The organism is Photorhabdus akhurstii (genome assembly GCF_018448925.1).
GTDB lineage: Bacteria > Pseudomonadota > Gammaproteobacteria > Enterobacterales > Enterobacteriaceae > Photorhabdus > Photorhabdus akhurstii.
In genome coordinates, this window is sequence record NZ_RCWE01000002.1 from 32,720 (window position 1) to 55,794 (window position 23,075).

Sequence of the window (23,075 nt, forward strand, 5' to 3'; positions counted from 1 at the left end):
TAAAAGAGAGTATCAAATAGATAGAGTTATTTTAAACATAATGATTGGGACAATTTTCAGGAGAAGGTGGTTATGTTAAGAGTAATAAACTACCGGACGAGTATTAAAGCGCTAATTTTGTTAGTTGCTGTAATGCTTACAGGCTGTATTACCGTTCCTGATTCAGTAAAAGGAACGTCACCAACACCTGTTCAAGATCTACTTTCTGTTAAGAGTACGCCTGAGCTGTTTATCGGTCAGGAAGGACGATTCGGCGGCAAGGTACTTGGTGTAGTGAATGAAAATCACCGTACTCGTCTGGAAATATCATCATTGCCATTAGCATCGGATGCCAGTCCAGAGCTGCATGAGCCTTCCCTTGGCCGTATCTATGCTTATGTTAATGATTTCCTTGAGCCTGACGATTTTAAAGGAAATTACGTCACTATCGTAGGTCCGATAGTGGGATTAAAAAAGGGAAAAATTGGTTGTGCGGATTACGATTATGTTGTGATTAATGCGATGGGCTATCAACGCTGGAAAGTTGTTCAGCGAGTATTGATGCCTTATGGCCCGGGGCCTTGGAATTATTATGGCTATCCATATTATTCAGGTTGGGGATGGAATTGGTATTACCCCGACCCCGCACCTGTTGAGACTATTTTGACCAGATAGAGTTATCTTAATCGGGATTGTCGATATAGACTTTGTGACATTGTAACTTTATTTCCAGTTTGAGCCGCCGCAATAATATGTGGCGGTAATTTATCTATTATTTCCTATTTATCTTTGGATTGATCGTTAATTTCATTGCAATTCTTGCACCCAAACTCGCAGCCATCTCTTTTGCCAGAATTTTTCGTAGTTCATCAGGAATATCATCCGGTTGTAGTATGACAAAACCGAATTTGTCATATAATTTACGGCTTGGCATAAAATCACGAAAAGTGGTGAGATAAAGAGCGGTTTCCTTGTTCTGTGCTAATTGCTCAATGATTAGGCTAAGCAGGGTACTGGCAATACCTTGGCCATTATATTTTGGCAATACATCAATCTCGGCTAGCAGCATCAATTGATTTAAACGGCGGATTAGCGCAAATCCAACCAGCTTTTGATCACTTTCAGCAACCCAAAGTTGCTGTTCCTGAATACCTGATTCAATTTCATACGTGGATAGGGTTTGGTCACCGAGTGCTTTTGGTAAGAGTTTTTCTGGAAAAAGAGAAGCTGCTTGGCGCTCTATATTGCTGATAGTTGCACTATCTTCATAGGTTGCCCTTCTGACTGTAATGTTATTTATAATCATTTTTTATTACCATTATATTTCTAATAGCGTATTGGAATAGACGAAAGCAATAAATGCTATTTCAAAAATGCTATCTTAAGCAAAAAATAAGTAGGTCAATGTATAACCAATAGCTACTAAGTTAAATATTAACTAGAGCAATAATATACTGATAATTAAAAATAATTTACAGACGACACCATTCTCTTTGTTTTTATGTATAAGGATTAACATGAAATTAGTGATGTGTATCTCAACCTGAACAATGTTTCTTTTTTAAACTGGTACGCTGAGTTAATAATTTGTTAAATCAAGGCGTGCGTTATTTATTAGGCGAGTGATAACATAGCAATTAAAATTTCAGGAGTACTACCTTGGAGAAAGTCTGGCTAAAACACTATCCGGCGGATGTTCCTGCGGAAATTGACCCGGATCGTTATGCATCATTGGTTGAGATGTTTGAAAATGCCGTAGCGCACTATGCAGATCAACCTGCATTTATCAATATGGGTGAGATTATGACCTTCCGTAAGTTGGAAGAGCGTAGTCGGGCATTTGCAGCATATTTGCAAAATGGTTTGGGATTAAGTAAAGGAGATCGCGTTGCTCTGATGATGCCAAACCTGCTGCAATATCCCGTTGCACTGTTTGGTGTTCTGCGTGCAGGTATGATTGTTGTAAATGTAAACCCGCTGTATACGCCGCGTGAGCTTGAACATCAGCTTAATGATAGCGGCACTTCCGCTATTGTGATCGTCTCCAATTTTGCCCATACATTGGAAAAGATCGTTTTTAATACTAAAGTTAAGCATGTTATTTTGACGCGTATGGGCGACCAACTATCTCGTCCTAAAGGTACGTTGGTCGATTTTGCGGTGAAATACATTAAGCGGTTGGTGCCGAAGTATAATTTGCCTGATGCCATTTCATTCCGTTGTGCGATACAGAGGGGTTATCGCATGCAATATGTAAAACCGGAGATTAACGGTAATGATTTGGCCTTTCTGCAATATACCGGCGGCACTACCGGCGTAGCTAAGGGAGCTATGCTGACTCACCGTAATATATTGGCAAATCTTGAACAGGCAAAAGCGGTTTATTCTCCATTATTACGTGCAGGCCAAGAGCTGATTGTTACGGCGTTGCCTCTCTATCACATATTTGCGTTAATGGTGAATTGCTTGTTACTTATTTACTTGGGTGGGTGTAATCTTCTGATCACTAACCCGCGTGATATTACGGGTACGGCTAAAGAATTAGGTCGTTATCCGTTCACTTCTGTCACCGGGGTGAATACGTTGTTTAACGCCTGGTTGAATAATGAAGAATTTAAGAAGCTTGATTTTTCTACGCTGCGTCTGGTTGTTGGTGGTGGTATGCCGGTACAGAAAGCAGTTGCTGAGAAATGGGCAAAAGTGACAGGCACCAATCTGCTTGAAGGTTATGGTCTGACAGAATGTTCACCTTTGGTTTCCTGTAATCCTTATAACTCGAAACATTATACTGGCAGTATTGGTTTCCCGGTCTCTTCAACGGAAATCAAACTTGTGGATGATGATGGTAATGAGGTAGAGATGGGCCAGCAGGGGGAATTGTGGATACGTGGACCACAGGTGATGGTTGGTTATTGGAATCGCCCTGATGCAACAGAAGAAGTGTTGAAAGATGGTTGGGTAGCAACGGGTGATATTGCGAATGTTAATGAACAGGGTTCCATTCGTATCGTAGATCGTAAAAAAGATATGATTTTGGTTTCTGGTTTCAATGTGTATCCTAATGAAGTTGAAGATGTTGTATCAGCTCACCCTAAAGTGCTAGAGTCAGCAGCAATAGGTGTATCAAGCGAAAGTTCCGGTGAAACTGTCAAAGTGTTTGTGGTTCGGATAGATCCTAGTTTGACCGAGGATGAGCTTAGAACCCATTGCCGTCGTTATCTAACAGGGTATAAAGTACCGAAGATCATTGAGTTCCGGGATGAATTGCCTAAGTCTAATGTAGGTAAAATTCTTCGCAGGGAACTGCGTGATGAAGAGGAAAAGGTCAGGAATGTAGCTATAGCCTGAGATCCTCTTCATAATATTGATAAGCACGACAACGCCGGTATCAGCCGGCGTTGTCGTGCTTATTCCATGAATGGCTAAGAGAACTATGTTTTGAATTATCAGTTGATCACCACAGATGCTCAGTTGCAGCAAGTTTGCGAAAGGGCAAAAAAATACTCAAAAGTAGCATTGGATACTGAATTTGTACGCACACGGACGTATTATCCACAATTAGGTTTGATACAACTGTATGATGGCGAACAACTTTCTCTGATTGATCCACTTAATATCACCAACTGGCAACCTTTTCGTGAGTTAATTACTCATCCTCAAATATTGAAGTTGTTGCATGCCGGCAGTGAAGATTTGGAAGTTTTTCTGAATACTTTTCAATGCTTGCCGGAGCCGATGATTGATACTCAGGTTCTGGCGGCTTTTATTGGGCACCCGCTTTCATGTGGCTTTGCCGCGCTGGTGGCTGAGTATATTCATGTCGAGCTGGATAAAAGCGAATCCCGAACTGATTGGCTTGCTCGCCCGTTAAGTGAAAAACAGTGCGAATATGCGGCAGCGGATGTTTATTATCTGTTGCCTTTGGCGGATATCCTGATGACTGCGACAGCGCAGGCCGGATATATGGAGGCTGCGACGGGTGAGTGTCAGCTTATCAGCCGACGCCGCAAAGAGATATTAGAACCAGAATCTGCTTATAAACAGATAGGCAACCTCTGTCAATTACGCCCCCAACAGCTTGCGTGTTTGAAAAAACTGGCTGCATGGCGTTTGAATCAGGCCAGAGAACGCGATTTAGCCGTGAACTTCGTCATTCGTGAAGAAAACCTGTGGCAGGTAGCACGTTATATGCCAACTTCTTTGGCAGAGTTGGATGCGTTAGGGCTAAGTGGGCAGGAGATTCGTTGTCATGGCCGTCGTCTATTGGCAATGGTCGCTGAAAGTGGAAATATCCCTGAAAGCGAATGCCCGCCGCCAGTGACGAACCTGATTGATCAACCTGGTTATCGTAAAGCGTTTAAGGATATTAAAGCGCTAATCCATCAGGTAAGTGAGCAGCATAGATTTAATTCTGAATTATTGGCATCTCGTCGTCAGATTAATCAATTACTCAGTGTTCATTGGAAATTGAAACAATTAAATGGCAAGCCTGAGCTGCTTAGTGGATGGCGGGGAGAGTTGCTGGCTGAACCTGTTGCAGAGATTCTGGCGAACTATCCTGATTAATCCATATCAGAGCATTAGCTTGATGCTAGGCTAAAGCGCGAGAAAGGGGTTCCCGTTAGGGGTACCCCACCTCAGACTGCCATATAATATAATGAGCTTGGTTACTTTGATGGCGGTAGTGATAAAACAGCTGCCTTTCTGTGTTATTTTTGAGCTTCTTCTGTCTCAGGTAATGTTATATTAAGTTCCAGCACGGAAATATCATCACCTTTCTGTTCGAATTGCACAGAGAGCATATCTGGATCTACCTGTATGTACTTACAGATTACCGCCAAGATATCTCGTTTCATATCAGGCAGATAAGCAGGCTCAGCATCACCACGGCGGCGCTCTGCCACGATAATTTGCAACCGCTCTTTAGCGATATTTGCTGTCGTCTTTTTTCTCGACAGAAAGAAATCTAGCAAGGCCATGTTTTACCCCCCAAATAGGCGTTTTAAGAAGCCTTTTTTCTCTTCTTCAATGAAACGGAAAGGACGCTCTTCTCCTAATAAACGTTCAACAGTATCTGTATACGCTTTTCCTGCGTCGGATTCTGTATCCAAAATAACCGGCTCCCCTTGGTTAGATGAACGCAGTACAGATTGATCTTCTGGAATAACACCGATTAAAGGAATGCATAAAATTTCCAGAACATCTTCCATACTTAGCATATCACCACGACTCACCCGGCCTGGGTTATAGCGAGTTAATAGCAGATGTTCTTTAATGGGATCTTCACCCCGTTCAGCTCGTCGAGATTTAGAAGCCAGAATACCCAGGATACGGTCCGAATCACGTACGGAAGAGACCTCAGGATTTGTTGTGATGATCGCTTCGTCAGCAAAATAGAGTGCTATCAACGCGCCACTTTCAATCCCTGCCGGGGAGTCGCAGATAATAAAATCGAAACCTTGTTTGTCCAGATCAACTAAAACCTTCTCAACGCCTTCAGGAGTGAGAGCGTCTTTATCGCGGGTTTGTGATGCAGGCAAGATATAAAGGTTCTCGGTACGTTTGTCTTTAATTAATGCCTGATTAAGCGAGACGTCACCTTGGATTACGTTCACGAAGTCATAAACTACGCGGCGTTCACATCCCATAATTAGATCGAGGTTACGCAGGCCGATATCAAAATCGATAACGACGGTCTTTTTACCTCTTTGAGCAAGGCCGGTAGCAATGGCCGCGCTTGAAGTGGTTTTGCCAACGCCACCTTTACCTGATGTAACAACAATAATGCGTGCCATGAAGTGATTCCTTATTAAAAGGGCTAGATTAAAGGTTCAATAGTTAATTCATTATTTACCAGGCTAAGTTTTGCGGCTTTTCCTGCTAATTCAGTCGGGATTTTATCGCCGAGCCAATATTGCCCTGCGATAGAGATAAGTTCTGCATTTAAATGGGTGCAAAAAACCAGACACTCCTGATCACCGGATGCACCGGCTAACGCCCGACCACGCATCATGCCGTAGATGTGAATATTGCCGTCGGCAATCAACTCGGCGCCAGCGCTTACATTACTGGTGACAATAAGATCACTGCCTTGGGCATAAATCCTTTGACCTGAGCGAACTGGTAAATTAATTACGCGAGTTTTTTTAATCTCAGGTTCTGCCGGTTTATTTTCCTTTGCTGAGGCTTTTTGTTTTTTGCCTTCGCTTAGTAGTGGTAAGGATGCTTGTATTACCGCTCTGCGTTGTTGCTCATCACGACAACCACTCATTCCGACAATACGGAATCCTGCTGAATCAATAGCGTGATGCAGCGCTTTCAGATCAGCGTCTGCCGGCAGAGCGGAGATGTTAATGACAACAGGCGCGTTTTTCAGGAAATCCGGTGCTTGTTCCACTTTTTCCTGTAGGGCCTGTAGAATGATTTCTGGTTGGTCACTGTGTAAATGAACAACCGAAAGCGTAAAATTACTGCCTTTTAGCTCAATTGGCGACTGTGACATCTATCCTGACTCAGATTCAGCAAATTTGAGATCACCCCAGAACAACCTCTGGGATACGATATTTTGAAATACAATAAACATGTTATAATTACTGAATTATTCAAGCAAGTTGTGACCTGAATTTAAAAGAGTTTATTATAATGATTTGTGTGATCTACAGAAGCCCGAAAAGAGAGCAAACATACCTTTATGTTGAAAAAAGAGATAATTTCTCTCGCGTCCCCGAAGAGCTACTGAAAAGTTTTGGTCAGCCTCAATATACAATGATGATCTCTCTGGCAGACAGAAAGAAACTGGCAGGCGCTGATATAGAAAAGGTAAAAATATCGTTAATTGAGCAAGGTTTTTACCTGCAAATCCCACCTCCGGTTGAAAACTTAATGAATGCACATCTGAACCAGATGGAAAAATAAGAAGAATCCAAAAGCTTGATGAGCAAAGTTAATCGTCATCGCGGTTTTATTAACCACCAGAATATTCACAGTGAGCCGTGCTTTTAAAGGACAACAATCAGGTTTGTATTTTAGAGGAAAAATTTCCTTTGAATAGCGGTAACCTCTTTCCGTTTCCTGTGCTCCTTATTTTGCGATGAGTCTTGGCGTGGTGGCCGATGAGATATGGCAATAAGTGCTATAATTATGGGTGTGTTGCCTAATAAACCAGAGTGAGGAACGAATATGTATCAACACAGAGACTGGCAGGGGGCATTACTGGATCTTCCTGTCAATAAAGTAGTTTGCGTTGGTAGTAATTACGCTAAACATATTAAAGAGATGGGAGCTCAGCCAGCGGAAGAGCCAGTCGTTTTTATTAAGCCAGAAACTGCGCTGTGTGATATACATCAGCCAATTGCAATTCCAAAGGATTTTGGCGCCGTTCACCATGAAGTTGAACTAGCTGTATTGATTGGTACACCATTGAAACAGGCAAATGAAGAGCGAGTTAGCGCCGCGATCGCCGGCTTTGCTGTTGCGTTGGATCTCACCTTGCGTGATTTGCAATCTAAATTCAAGAAAGCAGGTCAACCGTGGGAAAAAAGTAAGGCGTTTGATGGCTCTTGTCCGATATCTGGGTTTATTCGAATAAGCCATTTTGGTGATCCACAGAATGTCCAGTTTTCACTGACAGTCAATGATGAGCTACGGCAGAACGGTGATAGCAGTGATATGCTGACACCAATCGTTCCCCTGATCAGCCATATGTCGCACTTTTTCACTTTGCGGCCGGGGGATGTGATTCTCACTGGCACACCGGAAGGTGTTGGAGCACTGGAAGCCGGTGATGTGTTAAAGGTTACTTTGAATGACAATTCACTCACTACCAGGGTGATTTGAATAATATAAGGAATAGTAGAAGTTATGTCTCAGCCTTTCTGGCAGGTAAAAACTCTAGATCAGATGACGGATGAAGAATGGGAATCATTATGTGATGGTTGTGGGCAGTGTTGCCTACATAAATTGATGGATGATGATACCGATGAAATTTATTTTACTAATGTTGCTTGCAATCAGCTCAATATAAAAACGTGCCAATGCAAAAATTACGAAGAGCGTTTCAGATATGAGCCGGATTGTATCAAGTTAACCCGTTATAATTTGCCGACTTTCGAATGGTTGCCGAAGACTTGTGCATATCGTTTGCTTGAAGAAGGGAAGTCATTGTTACCGTGGCATCCTCTGATTAAAGGTTCCAAATCAGCAATGCATAGCGAAAGAATTTCAGTTAGGCATATCGCTGTACGGGAAATTGATGTTGTAGAGTGGGAAGATCATATTATTAATAAACCTTAATAATGATCTAACTAACTATAATTTAACAAATTATTTTCTGTGTTTCCCTCGTTGGGGCTTGTTCCTGAGTTAAGCTATCCAATGGGTGTATCCGCCAAGAATAAACTAAAGGTTGATTGTATATAATTGCGTCTATACTATTACCATTAGGTAATTGAACCTGTGGTCTATTATAGGAGGCATAAAGTATGCCAATACATGTGGGAAACATAGAAAAGATTACCAATGATTTCATCCAATTGAGTGAGTTAGAGTTCAATCGTGTTCTGTATGATGCTCTTGATTCCTCTGGTACTAATATTGTGCATGATGTGGATGAACTCATTTTTCCTCCAGGTTACCGGTTAATCAGGGTTGATAACCGGTTAGATTTGGATGATATAGATGAACCTTACTTTGAATTAGCGTTACTTAGTGATGAAACAAAAGAAGTGGTTTATTACAATAAAGTGATTGTAATAAGTGACCTAGTGCTTAACTGTCGTCCCGCTTCGCAGATACTTGTGTGGCGAACGAGGAAACCGCAGCATAAAGCAGCATTAAGTGATTTGGCTGCTAAAATCTTTTTCCACTATCTGATTAAAACCTATGATGTTGTCGCTTCAAATATAAGTCAAATAATAGAAGGCACCTCTTTTTGGCAAGCCAGAATGTATGAGGCGTTACAGTTTGGGCTTTATGTTTACGGTTATGATGTTATGACCTGTGAGTTAAGAAGTATTTTAGCTGAAGATGATGTCAGTAAAGAGCAGAGTTGGTTATGGGGTAATGCGGAATATTATATGGATAGACTGGCGATTATTTCCAGAATCAAGTTGCCTAATAAGTAATTAATTTTTCCAAGTTGTATCTGAGGTGAATATAATGGTTCGAGCTAATTCGAACCATTATTAGTTAATTACAAAGCGCCGGAAACCCAAGCATTAATTTTATCATAGAACGATTTAATTGATTCCCATGCTCTGCTTATCCATTCAGAGAGTTGCCTGGCTGCATCAAGTATAAAATTTGAAAGCCTGCCAAACAAACTGGAGAAGAATGCATTAGTTTTTTCCATAAAACTTTGGATTGCTGCTCTGGCGTTAGGAAATTGTAACCCAAATTGAATGGCTTTATCGTAACTTGTATCAATTTGTCTGTTGTTCTCATCTTTGGTTCTTTGACGAGATTTATTCATGTTATCGATCCAGTCTTGGTCTGCGTTGTCTGGATCAGCGGCAATTGCTTCCTGATATTTCTGTGTGCTATCAGTTACACTTGCCTTGGAAACGTTTGTTGTTGAATTAGCACCAGATTTCACTGAATCTTTCAATTGATTAATAATACCATCTATTTCCTTATTTTCGGTAATATCTACACTTTCATATTGTTCCCCAAGTATATTTGCATATGCTTGGAGTTCAGGTGTCGATGGCACAAATTGTTCAGTTTTAGAGTCATTTAACATATGCTTTGCGTGTTGACGCATTTCGTTCATGAGGTCGATAAATTGAATATCTGTCGATGTAATATTAGACATAAATTATTTCCTTTTATTTAGTTAGTAAACTATCTATTAAATTTAAAAGCGTATAACTCTTTATTTAAATTGGAAGGAATAAGTTAAAAGTAAATTACATTATCTATTTTTGTCGATTTTTTTCTCCTATAATATTTAAAAGATCAATGTCAGTGATAAATTTATTCTTAGATATTATATCTATAGGTGCCGAAAAGTATTTTTCGGCACCTAAATAAAACATAAAACACTTAGACAAACAGAGTTTAATCTTGAGTCCATTCAAGGAATTTCACTCTGTTAAATGTTTAATGCTAACTTTATAAATGAGTTTTTAATTACTGAACTTAATTTTTCAGTTTATAAACTAATGTATTATCGGAGTGAGAGAGTGTCAGTTTTTGACCTTTCAACTTCACTTTAACGCCATCGGCTAATACTTTACCAATCAGGTAATCCCATTGATTTAATTTATCATCAGAACAAAGCATCTGAGTGCTGGCTAAGTTTTTAACGGTCAGTACACCATTTTTCAGTTTGCCTTGACCCATAAAGAGATTACACATGGAACCAGAAATATGCATTTTTTCACCGAACTCAATAGTTGGTACGCGACCATCTTGATTTTGCGCGCCTTCTCCGTTAACGCTCACCAGGACAAATTTGTGATGTTGTAAATCATTAACTGACACGTTTTCTGTCGCTGAAGCTTGGAATGTGGCTAACAATAAAGTTGCTGTTGCCAAAGGTAATATTTTTTTCATGTTTATCTCCTATATATTATTTTAAGGGTACTTACTAACAATATTCGGGCAATTTTTCCCGTTGAGTAATTGCTGGATATTTCCCAGCGTAATTTCACTGATACTGGTTAAGGCTTCTTCTGTCAGAAATGCCTGATGACCGGTAAACAGCACGTTATGACATGAAGACAAGCGACGAAAAATATCATCCTGAATTACGTCATTAGATTTGTCCTCAAAGAAGAGATCGCGTTCATTCTCGTAAACATCCATACCCAGAGCGCCAATCTTTTGTTGTTTTAATGCATTAATGGCAGCCGCGGAATCAATCAGAGCCCCTCGGCTGGTATTGATGATCATTACGCCGTTTTTCATTTTGCTGAAAGCAACTTCATTCAGCAGATGATGGTTTTCTGGTGTTAACGGGCAATGAAGGGATATGACATCGGATTGTGCATACAGCGTATCCAGATCGACATATTTAGCACCGAGCTCCAAAACAGTTTGATTGGGGTAGGGATCATGAGCTAACAGACGCATACCAAATCCGTTAAGAATACGTAAGGTAGCAATACCAATCTTCCCGGTTCCGATAATTCCTACTGTACGGTTGTGCATATTGAAACCAATTAAGCCTTCAAGAGAGAAATTGGCGTCACGGGTACGTTGATAAGCTCGGTGAATACGGCGGTTTAAGCACAACATTAATCCGACGGCATGTTCAGCAACAGCTTCAGGAGAATAGGCTGGAACCCGTACAACCTGAATACCCAATTCTTCAGCCGCATCCAGATCAACATTATTAAAACCTGCACAACGTAATGCGAGGATTTTTATATTCATTTCAGCCAATTCTTCAAGCACTTCACGGTCAGCATTATCGTTGACGAAAATACAAACAGCATCTGCACCAATAGCGTTTTTGGCAGTTTTTGAACTGAGAGGGAAGTCGAAAAACTCGAAATCATAACCAAATCCGAGCTTTTTATTGACCTGCTCCAGATGTTTATAGTCATACTGTTTGGTACTGTAAACGACTAATTTCATGGGATTATCTCCGCTATAATTTAAGTAGCTAATAAATTGTTTTGGGCTTAAATTATTGCTGACGTAAAGGGTTAAATAAACCAATAAATTAATTAACTCTATAAGTGTATTGCTTGTTGTTCCCCTATATGTTCAACACAATTTGCTTAATAATCAATATCTTAGTTTAAGGTTTGTCTGCTAAATTATGGAATAACAATAGAAGTAACCGATCTAAGACTTAATAAGGAGAGGAAAGAACTTGATAACCAAAGGGTTAAAGATATTCATTACCATACTGATGTTGCTGGTATTGCTGATGGCGGCGGGATGGTTTTCTATTCCTCATTGGTTGCCTAAAGTCACCAGTCATTGGTTACCTCCAGGTATGACGGTTTCATTGAAACAACCAGAATGGAAAAATGGGGCTTTGCAACTGGCTGATATTTCATTGCAGATGAAAGATTGCAGGCTCATTCGTGTATCGCGATTATCTGTTAGTTACCCATATTCAGAGATAGATAACAGTTATCATTGGCAATTAAATGCCGCAGATATTAATGGAGATATCCATTGCCTAAATCAGTTGCCCGAATCTACTCAGGGCCTTGCTCCATTGTCTGTTGCTGATATTTTAGCTCTTATTCCACAAGGAAGTTTGTCTGTGGATAATCTTTCTTTTCATCCCTGGCAAGATTTTGCCGGAAAGCTAAAATTCAATTCCTCTCCTCAGGGGCAAAAACTGAGTTATCAGGGAAAGAATGTTAAATTGTCAGCGCATATTTATGGTAAGGAATCGTTATTTATTGACCAACTGGCAATTAAATTACCAGAACAGGAAATCAGCCTTAATGGTGAAGTGACTTTACCACTTAATGTGGACAAACTACCTCCTCATGGTGAAGTAAAAGGTAAAATTATTGCCAGTCAATATATGCACCCGCTAAATATCAAGTTAGGTTGGCAAGGGAAATCCGGCAAATTTATTATCAGAGAAGAGGGGACGGTAGTACCTTTGGCTGAATTACCTTGGCAGTTTAACCAAGACCAGTTTGATATTACTGATGGTAAATGGCGGTGGACGAGTGCGGGACAACCTCTTGCGGGTGGAGTGAATATTAAGATTGCTCATTGGCAACAAGGATTGGATAACCTGCTGATTAGTGGCCGTATAAATTTGGTCACGCAGGGGAAACGTGGTAAAGCGAATATAGTGTTAACGATAAAACCGGGCCGGATAAACTCGTTAAATATGCAACTTCCTTTTCAATTAACAGGTCAGATTAATGTGCAGGATATGATTATGGCTATGTCATTGCCTGCGGTAATTAGTGGTCCGCTGGTTAATCCGAGAATGACTTTCCAGTCAGGTTCGTTGTTTCGGACTTGGGGGCGTTTGTCCGATAAGTTTATTGTTAAAGATGCTCGATCACCGTTAGCGGGAACTTATCTGACACGTGAAGGTTTTACTGGCCGGTTACAGGCGATTGTTAATGCACAACACCGTGATTGGGGAAAATTCCGTTTGCATCTTGATGGTCATGCCGAGAATTTTATGCCGGATAAAGGCTATTGGCGTTGGAACTATTGGGGAGATGGCGATTTGCCGTCACTACAGGCTAAATGGGATATCGCTGGAAAAGGTCGCTGGCGTGACACATTGATTAGCGTCAACGAAATGGTTACCGGCTTTAATGTTATTAAACACGGTATGATTCAGGTAGATACGCCGCGTCTACAGTTAACAAAGCCATTGGAATGGCAACGTTCAGAGAAATCTCCCACCTTTAAGGGTGAGTTACGACTGGCAACGAAGAAAATATCGTTTCGGTCCGGTGGCTTTCTGCCCCCCACTGAACTGACAGCAAAATTGACAGGGAAAAGCCCGAACAACTTTATTGTTAATGGTGATCTTTCATCAAGAAATATTGGCCCGATCCCTTTTTACAGTCGTTGGGATGGAGCAAGATTGCGTGGTGAAGCGCGTTGGCCTACTCAATCCTTACTTGCATTTCAGCCGTTGGTACCTAAAGATTTAGGGATAAACTTGCGCTCAGGTGATCTTTATGCACAGGCCGCTTTTTCTGCCACACAAGGGCAAGGTTTTGTTGCGGGTGGTCACTGGGTGGTAAAAAATGGCAGCATGTGGCTTAAAGATGGTGAAATCAGCGGCCTTAATTTTGTCTTACCGTGGCGGCTGAAAGATAGTATCTGGCAATTTGGTGTTAAATCGCCGGTTCAGCTACGAGTGAAAACAATTAATAATCTGTTTGAAATGCATAATTTAACGGCGGATTTACAGGGATTTTATCCGCCATCGGAACAAAAGCCGCTGGAATTGACTAATGTAAATGTAGGTATGTTGGATGGGCGTATTAACCTAGATAAATTAAGATTTCCTCAGCATCATCCGGCTATTTTGACGCTTGATAAATTGGAGCTAAGTCGCCTTTTTACTGTGTTGAAAGTTAAACAATTTGCGATGTCCGGCAAAATCAGCGGAAAATTGCCGTTGTTTATTAACAATGAACGCTGGATAGTTCAGCAAGGTCGGATTACCAATATCGACCATATGACCTTACGTCTGGATAAAGATACGGTAGATTCCATTAACAAAGATAATATTTCCGCCGGTGCCGCTATGGATTGGTTACGCTATTTAGAAATCAGTCGCTTACGGGCGCAAGTCAGTCTTAATAATTTAGGGGTTTTGACACTTAATGCTGAAATTCAAGGTGTTAATTCATTAAGGGATAAAAAACGGCAAGTCAAGCTGAATTACCATCATGAAGAGAATATCTTTCATTTATGGCGTAGCTTACGGTTTGGCAACAATCTTGAAGATTGGTTACAGCAGAATATATCTGTATTAAATGGGAGTGATAAATGACAAAACGAACCAGAACAAAGCTGTTCTTACTATCAATGGGATCTTTAATATTGTCAGGTTGTATACGCCTTGAAGTGGCAACACCTGAGAAGCCCATTAATATTAATATGAATGTCAAAATTGAGCATGAAATTCAGATAAAAGTAGACAGGCAAGTTGAAGAGATGCTCAAGAATAACACGGGTTTATTCTAGGGGGGTTAGCATTATGAAGATAACAGGTACGGGAATATTGTTATTGGCAAGTGTATTGTTCAGCCCTTTTGTGGGAGGAATGACCCTGAATGAAGCAAAGCAGGAAGGGCTGGTGGGTGAAACGTTCAGTGGTTATCTGGCTATAGTAAAAGCAGATAGTCAGGCACAGGCTTTAGTGGCAGAGATTAATCGGGCCCGTAAGGAAAAATACGCACAAATTGCGGCTGGCAATAATATTTCTACAGAACAAGTGGCTAAACTTACTGGCGAAAAACTGGTGAACAGAGCTGAACCTGGTGAATATGTGCTTGGTATTAATGGTAAATGGTTGAAGAAATAAAAGCGCGTCGAATGACGCGCAAAAAGCAGCAATATAAATATAGATAATGTATGAATTATGAACAAAAACGTGGCTGTCAGGAAGCTATTGCTGCTAAAACTTCACGGGCAGTTTGTTGCGCTTGATTTGCTGCATCAAGACTTAACCCTACACCTTCGGCAAAAACAAACTCTACATCAGTGAGACCAATGAAATTCAGGAACAGACGCAAATAAGGCACTAACAGATCACTGGGGCCGTCTTTATGGATGCCGCCACGGCTGGTCAAGATAATTACCCGTTTGTCTTTTAACAGACCTTCAGGGCCATTTTCGGTATAACGGAAAGTCACGCCAGCACGGGCTATCAGGTCAAAATAGTTTTTCAGTTGGGTTGGAATGTGGAAGTTGTACATCGGCGCAGTGATAACAATAATGTCATTATCCTGTAATTCCGCAATCAGTTCGTCAGATAATGCTAATACCTCTTTTTGGCGAGCAGTCATTTCATTGCCACTCGGACGTAATGCATGAACCAGTTCATTATCCAGAATAGGAATGGGTTGTGCGGCCAGATCACGTATCGTAATGCTGTCATCAGCATGATTGGTTTGCCACTTTTCAATGAAGAAATCTGCCATTTGGTTAGTATGTGAATGCTGCGCCATAATGCTGGATTTAAGAACCAGAACTTTACTCATTTTTATTCCTTAAATTAACTCTTGGTAATTCACTTGTTAATCACGATATAGTGATTCTATGAGTTATTATCTTCTGGTAATAGAGCAATATTTAGAGCTTAGCATTCAAATTTATTGAAAAACTTTTACCTGCGTTGATATAGCGTGATGGGGAAATATCCGCCGAAATTATTGCCAATAAATAAGATGTGTTACTATGTCGTCAATAAGAACCGCATCATCAATAAAAGCTGGCTAATCAGTAAAGTTAAGAAGTTACAAGGATCAATATAAGTGAAAGAGTCTCAGAAAATCATTAACCGTCAGGCTGCTTGTCCAACGATCAAATATCCAGAAAACTTGCCCGTCAGCCAGAAGAAAGATGATATCTACAAAGCTATTCGTGACCATCAAGTTGTTATTATTGCGGGTGAAACCGGTTCGGGTAAAACAACCCAAATCCCGAAAATTTGTCTTGAACTAGGTCGGGGAATAAAAGGTCTGATCGGCCATACTCAACCCCGTCGATTGGCTGCTCGCGCGGTTGCCAATCGTCTGGCGGAAGAATTGGAAACCTCGGTGGGTTCTGCTGTCGGTTATAAAGTCCGGTTTAGTGATCATGTGGGCGATAACACGTTGGTTAAGCTGATGACCGATGGTATTTTGCTGGCGGAATTGCAAAATGACAGGTTGCTTAAACAATATGACACGCTCATTATCGATGAGGCGCATGAGCGTAGTCTGAATATTGATTTTATTCTGGGTTATTTGCGTCAGTTGCTGCCAAAACGTCCTGATTTGAAAGTGATTATTACCTCGGCGACTATCGATCCTGAGCGTTTTTCCCGTCATTTTAATCATGCGCCAATTATTGAAGTTTCTGGTCGAACCTATCCGGTAGAAGTGCGGTATCGTCCGGTGATGGGGGAAGATAATGATGGCGAGCGGGATCAGCTTGAGGCAATTATTGATGCTGTTGATGAACTCAACCGGGAAGGGCCTGGGGATATCCTGATCTTTATGAGTGGTGAGAGGGAGATTCGTGATACAGCCGATGCGCTGAATAAACTGAATCTGCGTCATACCGAAGTACTGCCGCTATTTGCGCGTCTTTCTAACAGTGATCAGAACCGGATTTTCCAGTCACATACGGGGCGGAGAATTGTGCTGGCAACTAACGTGGCAGAAACTTCGTTGACTGTACCGGGAATTAAATATGTGATTGATACCGGATATGCACGTATCAGCCGTTACAGTTATCGGACGAAAGTACAGAGATTGCCGATTGAGCCAATATCACAGGCGTCGGCTAATCAGCGGAAAGGGCGTTGCGGACGTGTATCCGATGGGATCTGTATACGGCTGTATTCAGAAGAGGATTTCCTTTCTCGGCCGGAGTTTACTGATCCAGAAATCCTGCGTACTAACTTGGCATCGGTCATTCTACAAATGACGGCAATTGGTCTTGGGGATGTCAGCGCATTTCCATTTGTGCAACCGCCTGATAAACGTAATATTCAGGATGGCGTTCGGCTTCTGGAAGAACTTGGGGCTATTGATCAGAGCACCATTAATCAAGGCGCAATGGCTAAGAGTAATTACCGTCTTACATTAATCGGACGACAGCTTGCTCAACTCCCGGTTGATCCCCGGTTGGCGCGTATGGTATTGGAGGCTCGTCATCATGGTTGTGTGCGTGAAGTGATGGTCATCACTTCTGCGCTGTCTATTCAGGACCCAAGGGAGCGGCCGCTAGAGAAACAACAGGCTTCTGATGAGAAACACCGTCGATTTGCTGATAAAGACTCCGATTTTATTGCATTTCTGAAATTATGGGATTTTTTGAAAGAACAGCAAAAGGAACTTTCTTCTTCGCAATTTCGCAAGCTTTGCCGTCAAGATTATCTTAACTACCTGAGAGTCAGAGAGTGGCAGGATATATACGCTCAGTTACGACAAGTTGTGAAAGAAATTGGTTTGTCGATAAATAGCCAGGATGCAGATTACCGCAGTATTCATACTGCGTTACTTTCTGGGCTGTTATCCCATATTGGCCAAAAAGATACAGACAAACAGGAATATACCGGTGCGCGTAATGCTCGTTTTGCTATTTTTCCTGGTTCTGGTTTATTCAAGAAGCCGCCTAAATGGTCAATGGCCGCGGAATTGGTTGAAACTAGCCGCTTGTGGGGACGTATTGCTGCGCGGATAGAACCTGAATGGGTTGAACCATTAGCCGCACATCTGGTGAAGTATCATTATAGCGAACCGCACTGGCAAAAATCTCAGGGCGCGGTAATGGCTAAGGAAAAAGTCACTTTATATGGTTTGCCAATTGTGGCTAGTCGTCAGGTTAATTACAGCAAAATTGATCCAATGCTCTGCCGTGAGTTGTTTATCCGCCATGCGCTGGTGGAAGGCGACTGGCAAACTCGACATGCATTTTTCCGAGCGAATCTGAAATTACGCGAGGAAATTGAGGAGTTGGAACATAAATCCCGTCGTCGTGACATTTTGGTGGATGATGAAACTCTATTTAGCTTCTATGATCAACGGATACCTCAGAATGTAGTTTCTGCCCGCCACTTTGATCGCTGGTGGATGAAAACAGGTAAAGAGCAACCTGACCTGCTCAACTTTGAAAAAAATATGTTGATCAAAGGTGATGCCGATAAAGTCAGTGCGTTGGATTACCCCAATTACTGGTATCAAGATGCACTGAAATTACGGCTTAGCTACCAGTTTGAACCGGGCACACAAGCTGATGGCGTGACCGTTCATATTCCGCTGCCGGTGCTGAATCAGGTTAAGGATGAAGGATTTGATTGGCAGATCCCAGGTATTCGCTATGATTTAGTGGTTGCGCTGATTAAATCACTGCCAAAACCGGTTCGTCGTAATTTTGTCCCTGCGCCAAACTATGCTCAGGCATTTATGGAGCGAGTATCTCAACCTCAATCCACTTTGTTAGATAGTCTTGAAAGGGAGTTACGGCGGATAACTGGCGTTACGGTGTCACGTGATGATTGGCAGTTAGAGCAAGTACCCGATCACCTCAAAATGACATTTCGAGTGGTAGGAGAGAAGAATCGAACTATCGCTGAGGGTAAAGATTTATCTGCACTGAAATTACGCTTGAAAGAGAAAGTTCAGGAGACACTTTCCTCTGTTGCTGATGATGGAATTGAACAGAGTGGGCTGCATATCTGGAGTTTTGGTGAATTACCGGGACGATATGAGCAAAAACGCGGTGGTTACTCTGTTAAAGCATTTCCTGCGCTGGTGGATGAAAAAGAGAGTATCGGTATCAAATTGTTTGAAACTGAATTAGAGCAACAGATTGCCATGTGGGAAGGTACTCGCCGTCTGTTATTGCTCAATATTCCTTCGCCAATTAAATACTTACATGAGAAATTGCCGAATAAATCCAAACTGGGACTCTATTTTAATCCCTATGGCAAGGTACTGGATCTGATTGATGATTGTATCTCCTGTGGTGTGGATAAATTAATGGCAGTGAATGGTGGACCAGCTTGGAATGAGCAGGATTTTATTCAGCTACAGGACAAAGTTCGGGCTGAGTTGAACGATACTGTCGTGGAAATAGCTAAACAGGTAGAACAGATACTCACCACTATTTTTGCTATTAACAAACGCCTTAAGGGGAGAATTGATATTTCACTAGCCCTGGCGTTATCGGATATCAAAGAGCAGCTTTCTGGTCTGGTTTTCAAAGGATTTGTCACCGTTAATGGTTGGAAACGTTTGCCGGATGTCCTGCGTTATCTACAAGGTATTGAGCGCCGTCTTGAAAAATTAGCGATTGATCCGCACAGAGATAGAGCACAAATGGGGCGTGTCGAAAATGTCCAGCAACAGTGGCAGCAATGGCTGGCAAAATTATCACTGCAACAAAAGCAGTTGCCTGAGGTACAAGAGATTCGTTGGATGATTGAAGAACTGCGGATCAGCTTGTTTGCTCAGCAACTGGGTACGCCATATCCGGTCTCGGATAAGAGAATTTTGCAAACAATGGAGCAAATTGCTTCCTGATCAAAGAAGAAGGTCATATTCTAAACTGCGTCCCAAGTTTTACATTTGCGATACAGTTTTTATAGGTCAGTTAAATCGTCAAACTGAGAGCCACCTATTCTAAAGGTGGCTTTTTACTTAGACTGAAACGAATGAGCTGGTTAGCAGGGACTTTCCGTATGTTTGGCTTTGTTAGCCTCAATGAAAGCATTAACCATAGCGGTTTTATTTTTGCGGTTACGAACGTAGTCAGCCTGAGTTGCCTTCTTCTTGGTTGCTGTAGCACGTTTTAACAACATAATCGCCTCCTCCTAAATCTTCATACTCTAATATTAATCTTGATTGTACCTTTTGTAAAAGTCTTTCATAGGTTCTTTTATGAGAATCACTGTAACCACTAAAGTACAAGTAATGAACTTTAGATTCTTCAATATAATCCAGAATGTATGATATTAAAACATTAAAAAGGTAGTTATTTTCATTTCTATTGTAATGAACAGTTTTATCTATTTTATCAAATGGAGTCCTACCATTTAATTCGTCCGTAGGGATTAATTCATAAGCTTGATCGAAAAAGATAATAGACACAGCAAATAAAATTTTGGGATTAATATCGTACACTTTAGCAATTCTTTCGGCTCCGACAACATCGTCAGTTAATGGAAAGAATACCAACCGAAAGGTTTGTGGTTTTTTGCCGTTAAAAGTGAATTCAATGTCATAACTGCTAATCTTACCGATTCCACCAATGATTTTGTTCTTGAGACTATGATACTTGGTCATTCTTTAACACTGTTGCTGTTTGAGTAGTGGTTTGTTATACCAATATTACTTTGTCACTATTCTTTCTAATTGCCTAATATGCGAGTGGGTTCCAAATTTTATGTAATTGCGTCATCCAGCTAATTGGGTTTCCACGTCTGGTCACAAATTTATCTGTGACGTATTTGACTTACCCGAACCTAAACCTTCACGTTAATTTTGGATAATTATAGTATTCATAAAAGCCGGAGGACCAGTGATTGGCTGGCCTGTCATCCTAAATTTAACCTATTTTAAGTTCGTTCCAGGCACTTCCGTTAGATTCGGTGACCAATATGGATGTATCTTTATTGATCGGGGCTTTCTGTTAACTGTCATAAAAGCGACTTAGGTCTCTGAAATTGGATGAGATCATGACTACGATTGGGGCACTGCCGTACAGACATTTTAGAAATCAGAATTCCTAACTACCTGCTCTAACCTCAAGTTAGGGATGGCTTCTGGTTGTTAAATTTGTTGAACTAGGGGGGCAATCCAACTATTATCACGTTATGTGATATAAATTTATTCATGTTAAGTGGCATAAACTTGATAACGGCTAATCATCTATTCACTTGAATTTCATAATGTTAGGAGGCTATATGAGGACTGAACACACCAGATCTATACAGACTATTAGCCACTCAACAGAAGTTATCAATTCTTTTTTTGATGAACCATCACAAAGGATGTTCTCTGTTAGACGCTTAAGCTGTAGGGTTGATATTAAGTGTCAACTGTTTATCGTTACTGTTGAAAATGCAGACAATTCAAGCAAGTTCCGAGTGATCCCATATGCTGAACTTACAGTGTGTAAAGACAAAGTAAGATACCTTGTAAATCCGGTATATCAATATCCTGAACTGAAAGATAGATTGCCTTCAATAAATACCAGTATTGAAAAAACTGTTTGTGATTTTATTCAGAAATATAGTCCTGTTGCTAATGTGTAGCTGAGATAAAGATGGCCCCTGACCTGAACGATTCATACACCAAAGATTTAAGTAGAAAACCTGACTGTATAAAAGAAGAGATTGTAGGAAATTTTTACCACTTATCAAAAGGTGGTGATTTATTAGAGGTGACTGAGTACCTCTTGAGTGGTAGTGAGTATCATTACTACATAGGGATCATTCGATTAGGATGTTTCACTGATGATTATTATAGGTCTCAGTCTCTTGAGATGCTTGATTCCGGCTACAGCGAAGGTGAAATCATCCAGCATCTAATAGATCTTGATATGCACAATCCTGATGAGGATGAGTTAATAGGTCGCATTGCATACAATGATTTTATTTTCTATGACTGTGGTATAAAAAAGACGGGTAAGCAGATAAAGGGGGCGTTTATTTCGTCAGATTATCAGGCAGCAGGTCTGGGACGCTCAATATATAGAAGATTAGTTTTAAAGCACGATTATATTATTTGCGATAACATTCAAAGTGTTGCTGGCGGTACTTTGTGGGCGAGTGGAATAATAACACTAGCTGATGTTAGGGTATATGACACCATACGACATGAATTTGTCGATGTGCTAACAGAAGGTGGAATTGGGATTAATGGTGTTAAACCTTGGAGCGCCACGCATCTATCTATGAGTGAGCTTTCTCGATGGGAACCGAACTCGATATCTCATGATTGCTGCCACCATATAGTTAACATCATTAGTAAAGATCCTCATTTATAAACTTGCCAATAGGTATTATCTTACCAATAGTGATAGGATAGTACATAGTCATTAAATTGTCGTCATTAATAGAATAATTATTTTATGGTCTTATTCAGATTTTTTCATTCCAGCTATCAAAATGGATTATATTTCCATCATTGTGCTTCCAGGTGATTTTTTCGTAGCGAAGCCCAACCAGTGTAGTCAGTTATTTACTAATGTGATCATCTACTGTTGCGTCATCCAGCTAATCGGGTTTCCACGCCTGGTCACAAATTTATCTGTGACGTATTTGACTTACCCGAACCTAAACCTTCACGTTAATTTTGGATAATTATACGATTGGGGCACTACCGCACAGACATTTTAGAAATCAGAATTCCTAACCTAACCTCAAGGTAAGTATAGCTTAAAATCTGAAACATTTTGGTACATCACAGAGCAGTAAAACACAACTTTGGTTGTTAAATTTGTTGAACTAGGGGGGCAATCCAACTATTATCACGTTATGTGATATAAATTTATGTCATGTTAAGTGACATAAATTTGATAACTGCTAATCATCTATTCACTTGAATTTCATAATGTTAGGAGGCTATATGAGGACTGAACACACCAGATCTATACAGACTATTAGCCACTCAACAGAAGTTATTGACTCTTTTAAAGATAATAATACAAATAAACTCTTTTTTGTTCTCCGTCTCAGTGAACGACAAGATGTTAATAGGCAGTTATTCATAGTAACTCTTAAAGATGATAATAAGAGTGATAATTTCTATGTGGTCCCATTTGCCGAATTAGTTGTCAGAAGGGAAAGAGTGAAATATCTTGTTTCTCCTGAGAAGCAATATCCAGAATACAATGGCAATATTGATGCCATCATGAAACATATTGAATCCGTTGTTAAAAACTTTATTGATAATTTCAAACTAACGACTGTCCATTAAATC

General features: G+C 40.7%; 22 protein-coding genes and 2 pseudogenes. 14 read left to right on the top strand and 10 right to left on the bottom strand.

Features of this window, described 5'->3' with window-relative positions:
* Nucleotides 1-72 precede the first annotated feature (72 nt).
* Nucleotides 73-654: a Slp family lipoprotein gene (locus EAE93_RS02790; protein ID WP_040150520.1), complete on the top strand. Its 582-nt coding sequence runs from the start codon at nt 73-75 to the stop codon at nt 652-654.
* A 97-nt stretch (nt 655-751) separates the two neighbouring features.
* Here EAE93_RS02790 and EAE93_RS02795 read toward each other — a convergent pair whose 3' ends face one another.
* Nucleotides 752-1,285, bottom strand: a complete 534-nt coding sequence (locus EAE93_RS02795) for a GNAT family N-acetyltransferase (RefSeq protein ID WP_214039024.1) — start codon at nt 1,283-1,285, stop codon at nt 752-754.
* A gap of 353 nt (nt 1,286-1,638) precedes the next feature.
* On the opposite strand from EAE93_RS02795, the gene fadD reads away from it, so the two are divergent.
* Nucleotides 1,639-3,327, top strand: a complete 1,689-nt coding sequence (gene fadD / locus EAE93_RS02800) for a long-chain-fatty-acid--CoA ligase FadD (protein ID WP_214039025.1) — start codon at nt 1,639-1,641, stop codon at nt 3,325-3,327.
* A gap of 90 nt (nt 3,328-3,417) precedes the next feature.
* The gene (gene rnd / locus EAE93_RS02805; RefSeq protein WP_214039026.1) at nt 3,418-4,545 is read left to right on the top strand and encodes a ribonuclease D; all 1,128 of its coding nucleotides are present in this window, start codon (nt 3,418-3,420) and stop codon (nt 4,543-4,545) included.
* A gap of 143 nt (nt 4,546-4,688) precedes the next feature.
* Here rnd and minE read toward each other — a convergent pair whose 3' ends face one another.
* Genes minE through minC form a run of 3 tightly spaced genes read right to left on the bottom strand, consistent with a single transcriptional unit; the run spans nt 4,689 to nt 6,481 of the window.
* Nucleotides 4,689-4,958 (bottom strand): cell division topological specificity factor MinE, encoded by a 270-nt coding sequence (gene minE, locus EAE93_RS02810; RefSeq protein ID WP_036806374.1) that lies wholly within the window; start codon nt 4,956-4,958, stop codon nt 4,689-4,691.
* Between the two features lie 3 nt (nt 4,959-4,961).
* Nucleotides 4,962-5,774 carry a septum site-determining protein MinD gene (minD, locus tag EAE93_RS02815; protein ID WP_036806371.1) on the bottom strand — a complete coding sequence of 271 codons (813 nt, stop codon included), beginning with the start codon at nt 5,772-5,774 and terminating at the stop codon, nt 4,962-4,964.
* Nucleotides 5,775-5,797: 23 nt separating this feature from the next.
* Nucleotides 5,798-6,481 (bottom strand): septum site-determining protein MinC, encoded by a 684-nt coding sequence (minC, locus tag EAE93_RS02820; protein WP_036806368.1) that lies wholly within the window; start codon nt 6,479-6,481, stop codon nt 5,798-5,800.
* Nucleotides 6,482-6,621: 140 nt separating this feature from the next.
* Here minC and EAE93_RS02825 point away from each other — a divergent pair, with 140 nt between their 5' ends.
* The 4 genes from EAE93_RS02825 (at nt 6,622) to EAE93_RS02840 (ending at nt 9,101) form a co-directional block, all read left to right on the top strand.
* The gene (locus EAE93_RS02825) at nt 6,622-6,894 is read left to right on the top strand and encodes a YcgL domain-containing protein (protein ID WP_036775587.1); all 273 of its coding nucleotides are present in this window, start codon (nt 6,622-6,624) and stop codon (nt 6,892-6,894) included.
* Nucleotides 6,895-7,158: 264 nt separating this feature from the next.
* Nucleotides 7,159-7,815, top strand: a complete 657-nt coding sequence (locus tag EAE93_RS02830; RefSeq protein WP_110087514.1) for a fumarylacetoacetate hydrolase family protein — start codon at nt 7,159-7,161, stop codon at nt 7,813-7,815.
* A gap of 24 nt (nt 7,816-7,839) precedes the next feature.
* Nucleotides 7,840-8,271 carry a YcgN family cysteine cluster protein gene (locus tag EAE93_RS02835; RefSeq protein WP_036775592.1) on the top strand — a complete coding sequence of 144 codons (432 nt, stop codon included), beginning with the start codon at nt 7,840-7,842 and terminating at the stop codon, nt 8,269-8,271.
* 188 nt (nt 8,272-8,459) lie between these two features.
* Nucleotides 8,460-9,101 (top strand): hypothetical protein, encoded by a 642-nt coding sequence (locus EAE93_RS02840; protein WP_036775594.1) that lies wholly within the window; start codon nt 8,460-8,462, stop codon nt 9,099-9,101.
* Nucleotides 9,102-9,169: 68 nt separating this feature from the next.
* Here EAE93_RS02840 and EAE93_RS02845 read toward each other — a convergent pair whose 3' ends face one another.
* The 3 genes from EAE93_RS02845 to EAE93_RS02855 form a co-directional block, all read right to left on the bottom strand.
* On the bottom strand, nt 9,170-9,790 hold the full coding sequence (locus tag EAE93_RS02845) for a hypothetical protein (RefSeq protein WP_036775596.1): 621 nt from the start codon (nt 9,788-9,790) through the stop codon (nt 9,170-9,172).
* Nucleotides 9,791-10,116: 326 nt separating this feature from the next.
* Nucleotides 10,117-10,533: a heat shock protein HslJ gene (hslJ, locus tag EAE93_RS02850; protein ID WP_036806361.1), complete on the bottom strand. Its 417-nt coding sequence runs from the start codon at nt 10,531-10,533 to the stop codon at nt 10,117-10,119.
* 21 nt (nt 10,534-10,554) lie between these two features.
* Nucleotides 10,555-11,559: a 2-hydroxyacid dehydrogenase gene (locus EAE93_RS02855; protein WP_036806359.1), complete on the bottom strand. Its 1,005-nt coding sequence runs from the start codon at nt 11,557-11,559 to the stop codon at nt 10,555-10,557.
* 241 nt (nt 11,560-11,800) lie between these two features.
* On the opposite strand from EAE93_RS02855, the gene EAE93_RS02860 reads away from it, so the two are divergent.
* From EAE93_RS02860 to EAE93_RS02870, 3 genes are read left to right on the top strand one after another with little or no spacing between them, the layout of a single operon-like run.
* Nucleotides 11,801-14,428, top strand: coding sequence for a YdbH family protein (locus EAE93_RS02860; RefSeq protein WP_214039027.1), 2,628 nt, complete (start codon nt 11,801-11,803; stop codon nt 14,426-14,428).
* Nucleotides 14,425-14,622: a YnbE family lipoprotein gene (locus tag EAE93_RS02865; RefSeq protein WP_036775603.1), complete on the top strand. Its 198-nt coding sequence runs from the start codon at nt 14,425-14,427 to the stop codon at nt 14,620-14,622. The genes EAE93_RS02860 and EAE93_RS02865 overlap by 4 nt, the downstream gene beginning before the upstream one ends.
* A 13-nt stretch (nt 14,623-14,635) precedes the next feature.
* Nucleotides 14,636-14,962, top strand: coding sequence for a YdbL family probable chaperone protein (locus EAE93_RS02870; RefSeq protein WP_214039028.1), 327 nt, complete (start codon nt 14,636-14,638; stop codon nt 14,960-14,962).
* A 76-nt stretch (nt 14,963-15,038) separates the two neighbouring features.
* On the opposite strand, the gene EAE93_RS02875 is transcribed toward EAE93_RS02870, so the two are convergent.
* A complete protein-coding gene (locus EAE93_RS02875) occupies nt 15,039-15,641 on the bottom strand; it encodes an FMN-dependent NADH-azoreductase (RefSeq protein WP_214039029.1) in 603 nt (200 codons plus the stop codon).
* Nucleotides 15,642-15,926: 285 nt separating this feature from the next.
* Here EAE93_RS02875 and hrpA point away from each other — a divergent pair.
* Nucleotides 15,927-19,673, top strand: a pseudogene (gene hrpA, locus EAE93_RS02880) (ATP-dependent RNA helicase HrpA); the annotation flags it as partial.
* 228 nt (nt 19,674-19,901) lie between these two features.
* On the opposite strand, the gene EAE93_RS02885 reads toward hrpA, so the two are convergent.
* On the bottom strand, nt 19,902-20,435 hold the full coding sequence (locus EAE93_RS02885) for a hypothetical protein (RefSeq protein WP_214039031.1): 534 nt from the start codon (nt 20,433-20,435) through the stop codon (nt 19,902-19,904).
* A 620-nt stretch (nt 20,436-21,055) separates the two neighbouring features.
* Between EAE93_RS02885 and EAE93_RS02890 the strand changes: the two genes are divergently transcribed.
* Both EAE93_RS02890 and EAE93_RS02895 read left to right on the top strand, forming a co-directional pair.
* A complete protein-coding gene (locus tag EAE93_RS02890; RefSeq protein WP_214039032.1) occupies nt 21,056-21,406 on the top strand; it encodes a hypothetical protein in 351 nt (116 codons plus the stop codon).
* 11 nt (nt 21,407-21,417) lie between these two features.
* On the top strand, nt 21,418-22,140 hold the full coding sequence (locus EAE93_RS02895; protein ID WP_214039033.1) for a hypothetical protein: 723 nt from the start codon (nt 21,418-21,420) through the stop codon (nt 22,138-22,140).
* A gap of 94 nt (nt 22,141-22,234) precedes the next feature.
* Here the strand turns inward: EAE93_RS02895 and EAE93_RS24295 are convergent.
* Nucleotides 22,235-22,318 (bottom strand): annotated as a pseudogene (locus EAE93_RS24295) (type VI secretion system tube protein Hcp); the annotation flags it as partial.
* A 403-nt stretch (nt 22,319-22,721) separates the two neighbouring features.
* Between EAE93_RS24295 and EAE93_RS02900 the strand changes: the two are divergent.
* A complete protein-coding gene (locus EAE93_RS02900) occupies nt 22,722-23,072 on the top strand; it encodes a hypothetical protein (RefSeq protein WP_036775615.1) in 351 nt (116 codons plus the stop codon).
* Nucleotides 23,073-23,075: the final 3 nt, after the last annotated feature.

What these genes read in the sequence shown, in the direction of transcription:
- EAE93_RS02830 (WP_110087514.1), top strand. Translation starts at nt 7,159, where the DNA reads ATGTATCAACACAGAGACTGGCAGGGGGCATTACTGGATCTTCCTGTC.
- EAE93_RS02825 (WP_036775587.1), top strand. Translation starts at nt 6,622, where the DNA reads ATGATTTGTGTGATCTACAGAAGCCCGAAAAGAGAGCAAACATACCTT.
- EAE93_RS02840 (WP_036775594.1), top strand. Translation starts at nt 8,460, where the DNA reads ATGCCAATACATGTGGGAAACATAGAAAAGATTACCAATGATTTCATC.
- hslJ (WP_036806361.1), bottom strand. Translation starts at nt 10,533, where the DNA reads ATGAAAAAAATATTACCTTTGGCAACAGCAACTTTATTGTTAGCCACA.
- minD (WP_036806371.1), bottom strand. Translation starts at nt 5,774, where the DNA reads ATGGCACGCATTATTGTTGTTACATCAGGTAAAGGTGGCGTTGGCAAA.
- EAE93_RS02790 (WP_040150520.1), top strand. Translation starts at nt 73, where the DNA reads ATGTTAAGAGTAATAAACTACCGGACGAGTATTAAAGCGCTAATTTTG.
- EAE93_RS02845 (WP_036775596.1), bottom strand. Translation starts at nt 9,790, where the DNA reads ATGTCTAATATTACATCGACAGATATTCAATTTATCGACCTCATGAAC.
- EAE93_RS02885 (WP_214039031.1), bottom strand. Translation starts at nt 20,435, where the DNA reads ATGACCAAGTATCATAGTCTCAAGAACAAAATCATTGGTGGAATCGGT.
- minE (WP_036806374.1), bottom strand. Translation starts at nt 4,958, where the DNA reads ATGGCCTTGCTAGATTTCTTTCTGTCGAGAAAAAAGACGACAGCAAAT.
- EAE93_RS02855 (WP_036806359.1), bottom strand. Translation starts at nt 11,559, where the DNA reads ATGAAATTAGTCGTTTACAGTACCAAACAGTATGACTATAAACATCTG.
- minC (WP_036806368.1), bottom strand. Translation starts at nt 6,481, where the DNA reads ATGTCACAGTCGCCAATTGAGCTAAAAGGCAGTAATTTTACGCTTTCG.
- EAE93_RS02870 (WP_214039028.1), top strand. Translation starts at nt 14,636, where the DNA reads ATGAAGATAACAGGTACGGGAATATTGTTATTGGCAAGTGTATTGTTC.
- EAE93_RS02900 (WP_036775615.1), top strand. Translation starts at nt 22,722, where the DNA reads ATGAGGACTGAACACACCAGATCTATACAGACTATTAGCCACTCAACA.
- EAE93_RS02875 (WP_214039029.1), bottom strand. Translation starts at nt 15,641, where the DNA reads ATGAGTAAAGTTCTGGTTCTTAAATCCAGCATTATGGCGCAGCATTCA.
- EAE93_RS02890 (WP_214039032.1), top strand. Translation starts at nt 21,056, where the DNA reads ATGAGGACTGAACACACCAGATCTATACAGACTATTAGCCACTCAACA.
- EAE93_RS02865 (WP_036775603.1), top strand. Translation starts at nt 14,425, where the DNA reads ATGACAAAACGAACCAGAACAAAGCTGTTCTTACTATCAATGGGATCT.
- EAE93_RS02835 (WP_036775592.1), top strand. Translation starts at nt 7,840, where the DNA reads ATGTCTCAGCCTTTCTGGCAGGTAAAAACTCTAGATCAGATGACGGAT.
- EAE93_RS02795 (WP_214039024.1), bottom strand. Translation starts at nt 1,285, where the DNA reads ATGATTATAAATAACATTACAGTCAGAAGGGCAACCTATGAAGATAGT.
- EAE93_RS02895 (WP_214039033.1), top strand. Translation starts at nt 21,418, where the DNA reads ATGGCCCCTGACCTGAACGATTCATACACCAAAGATTTAAGTAGAAAA.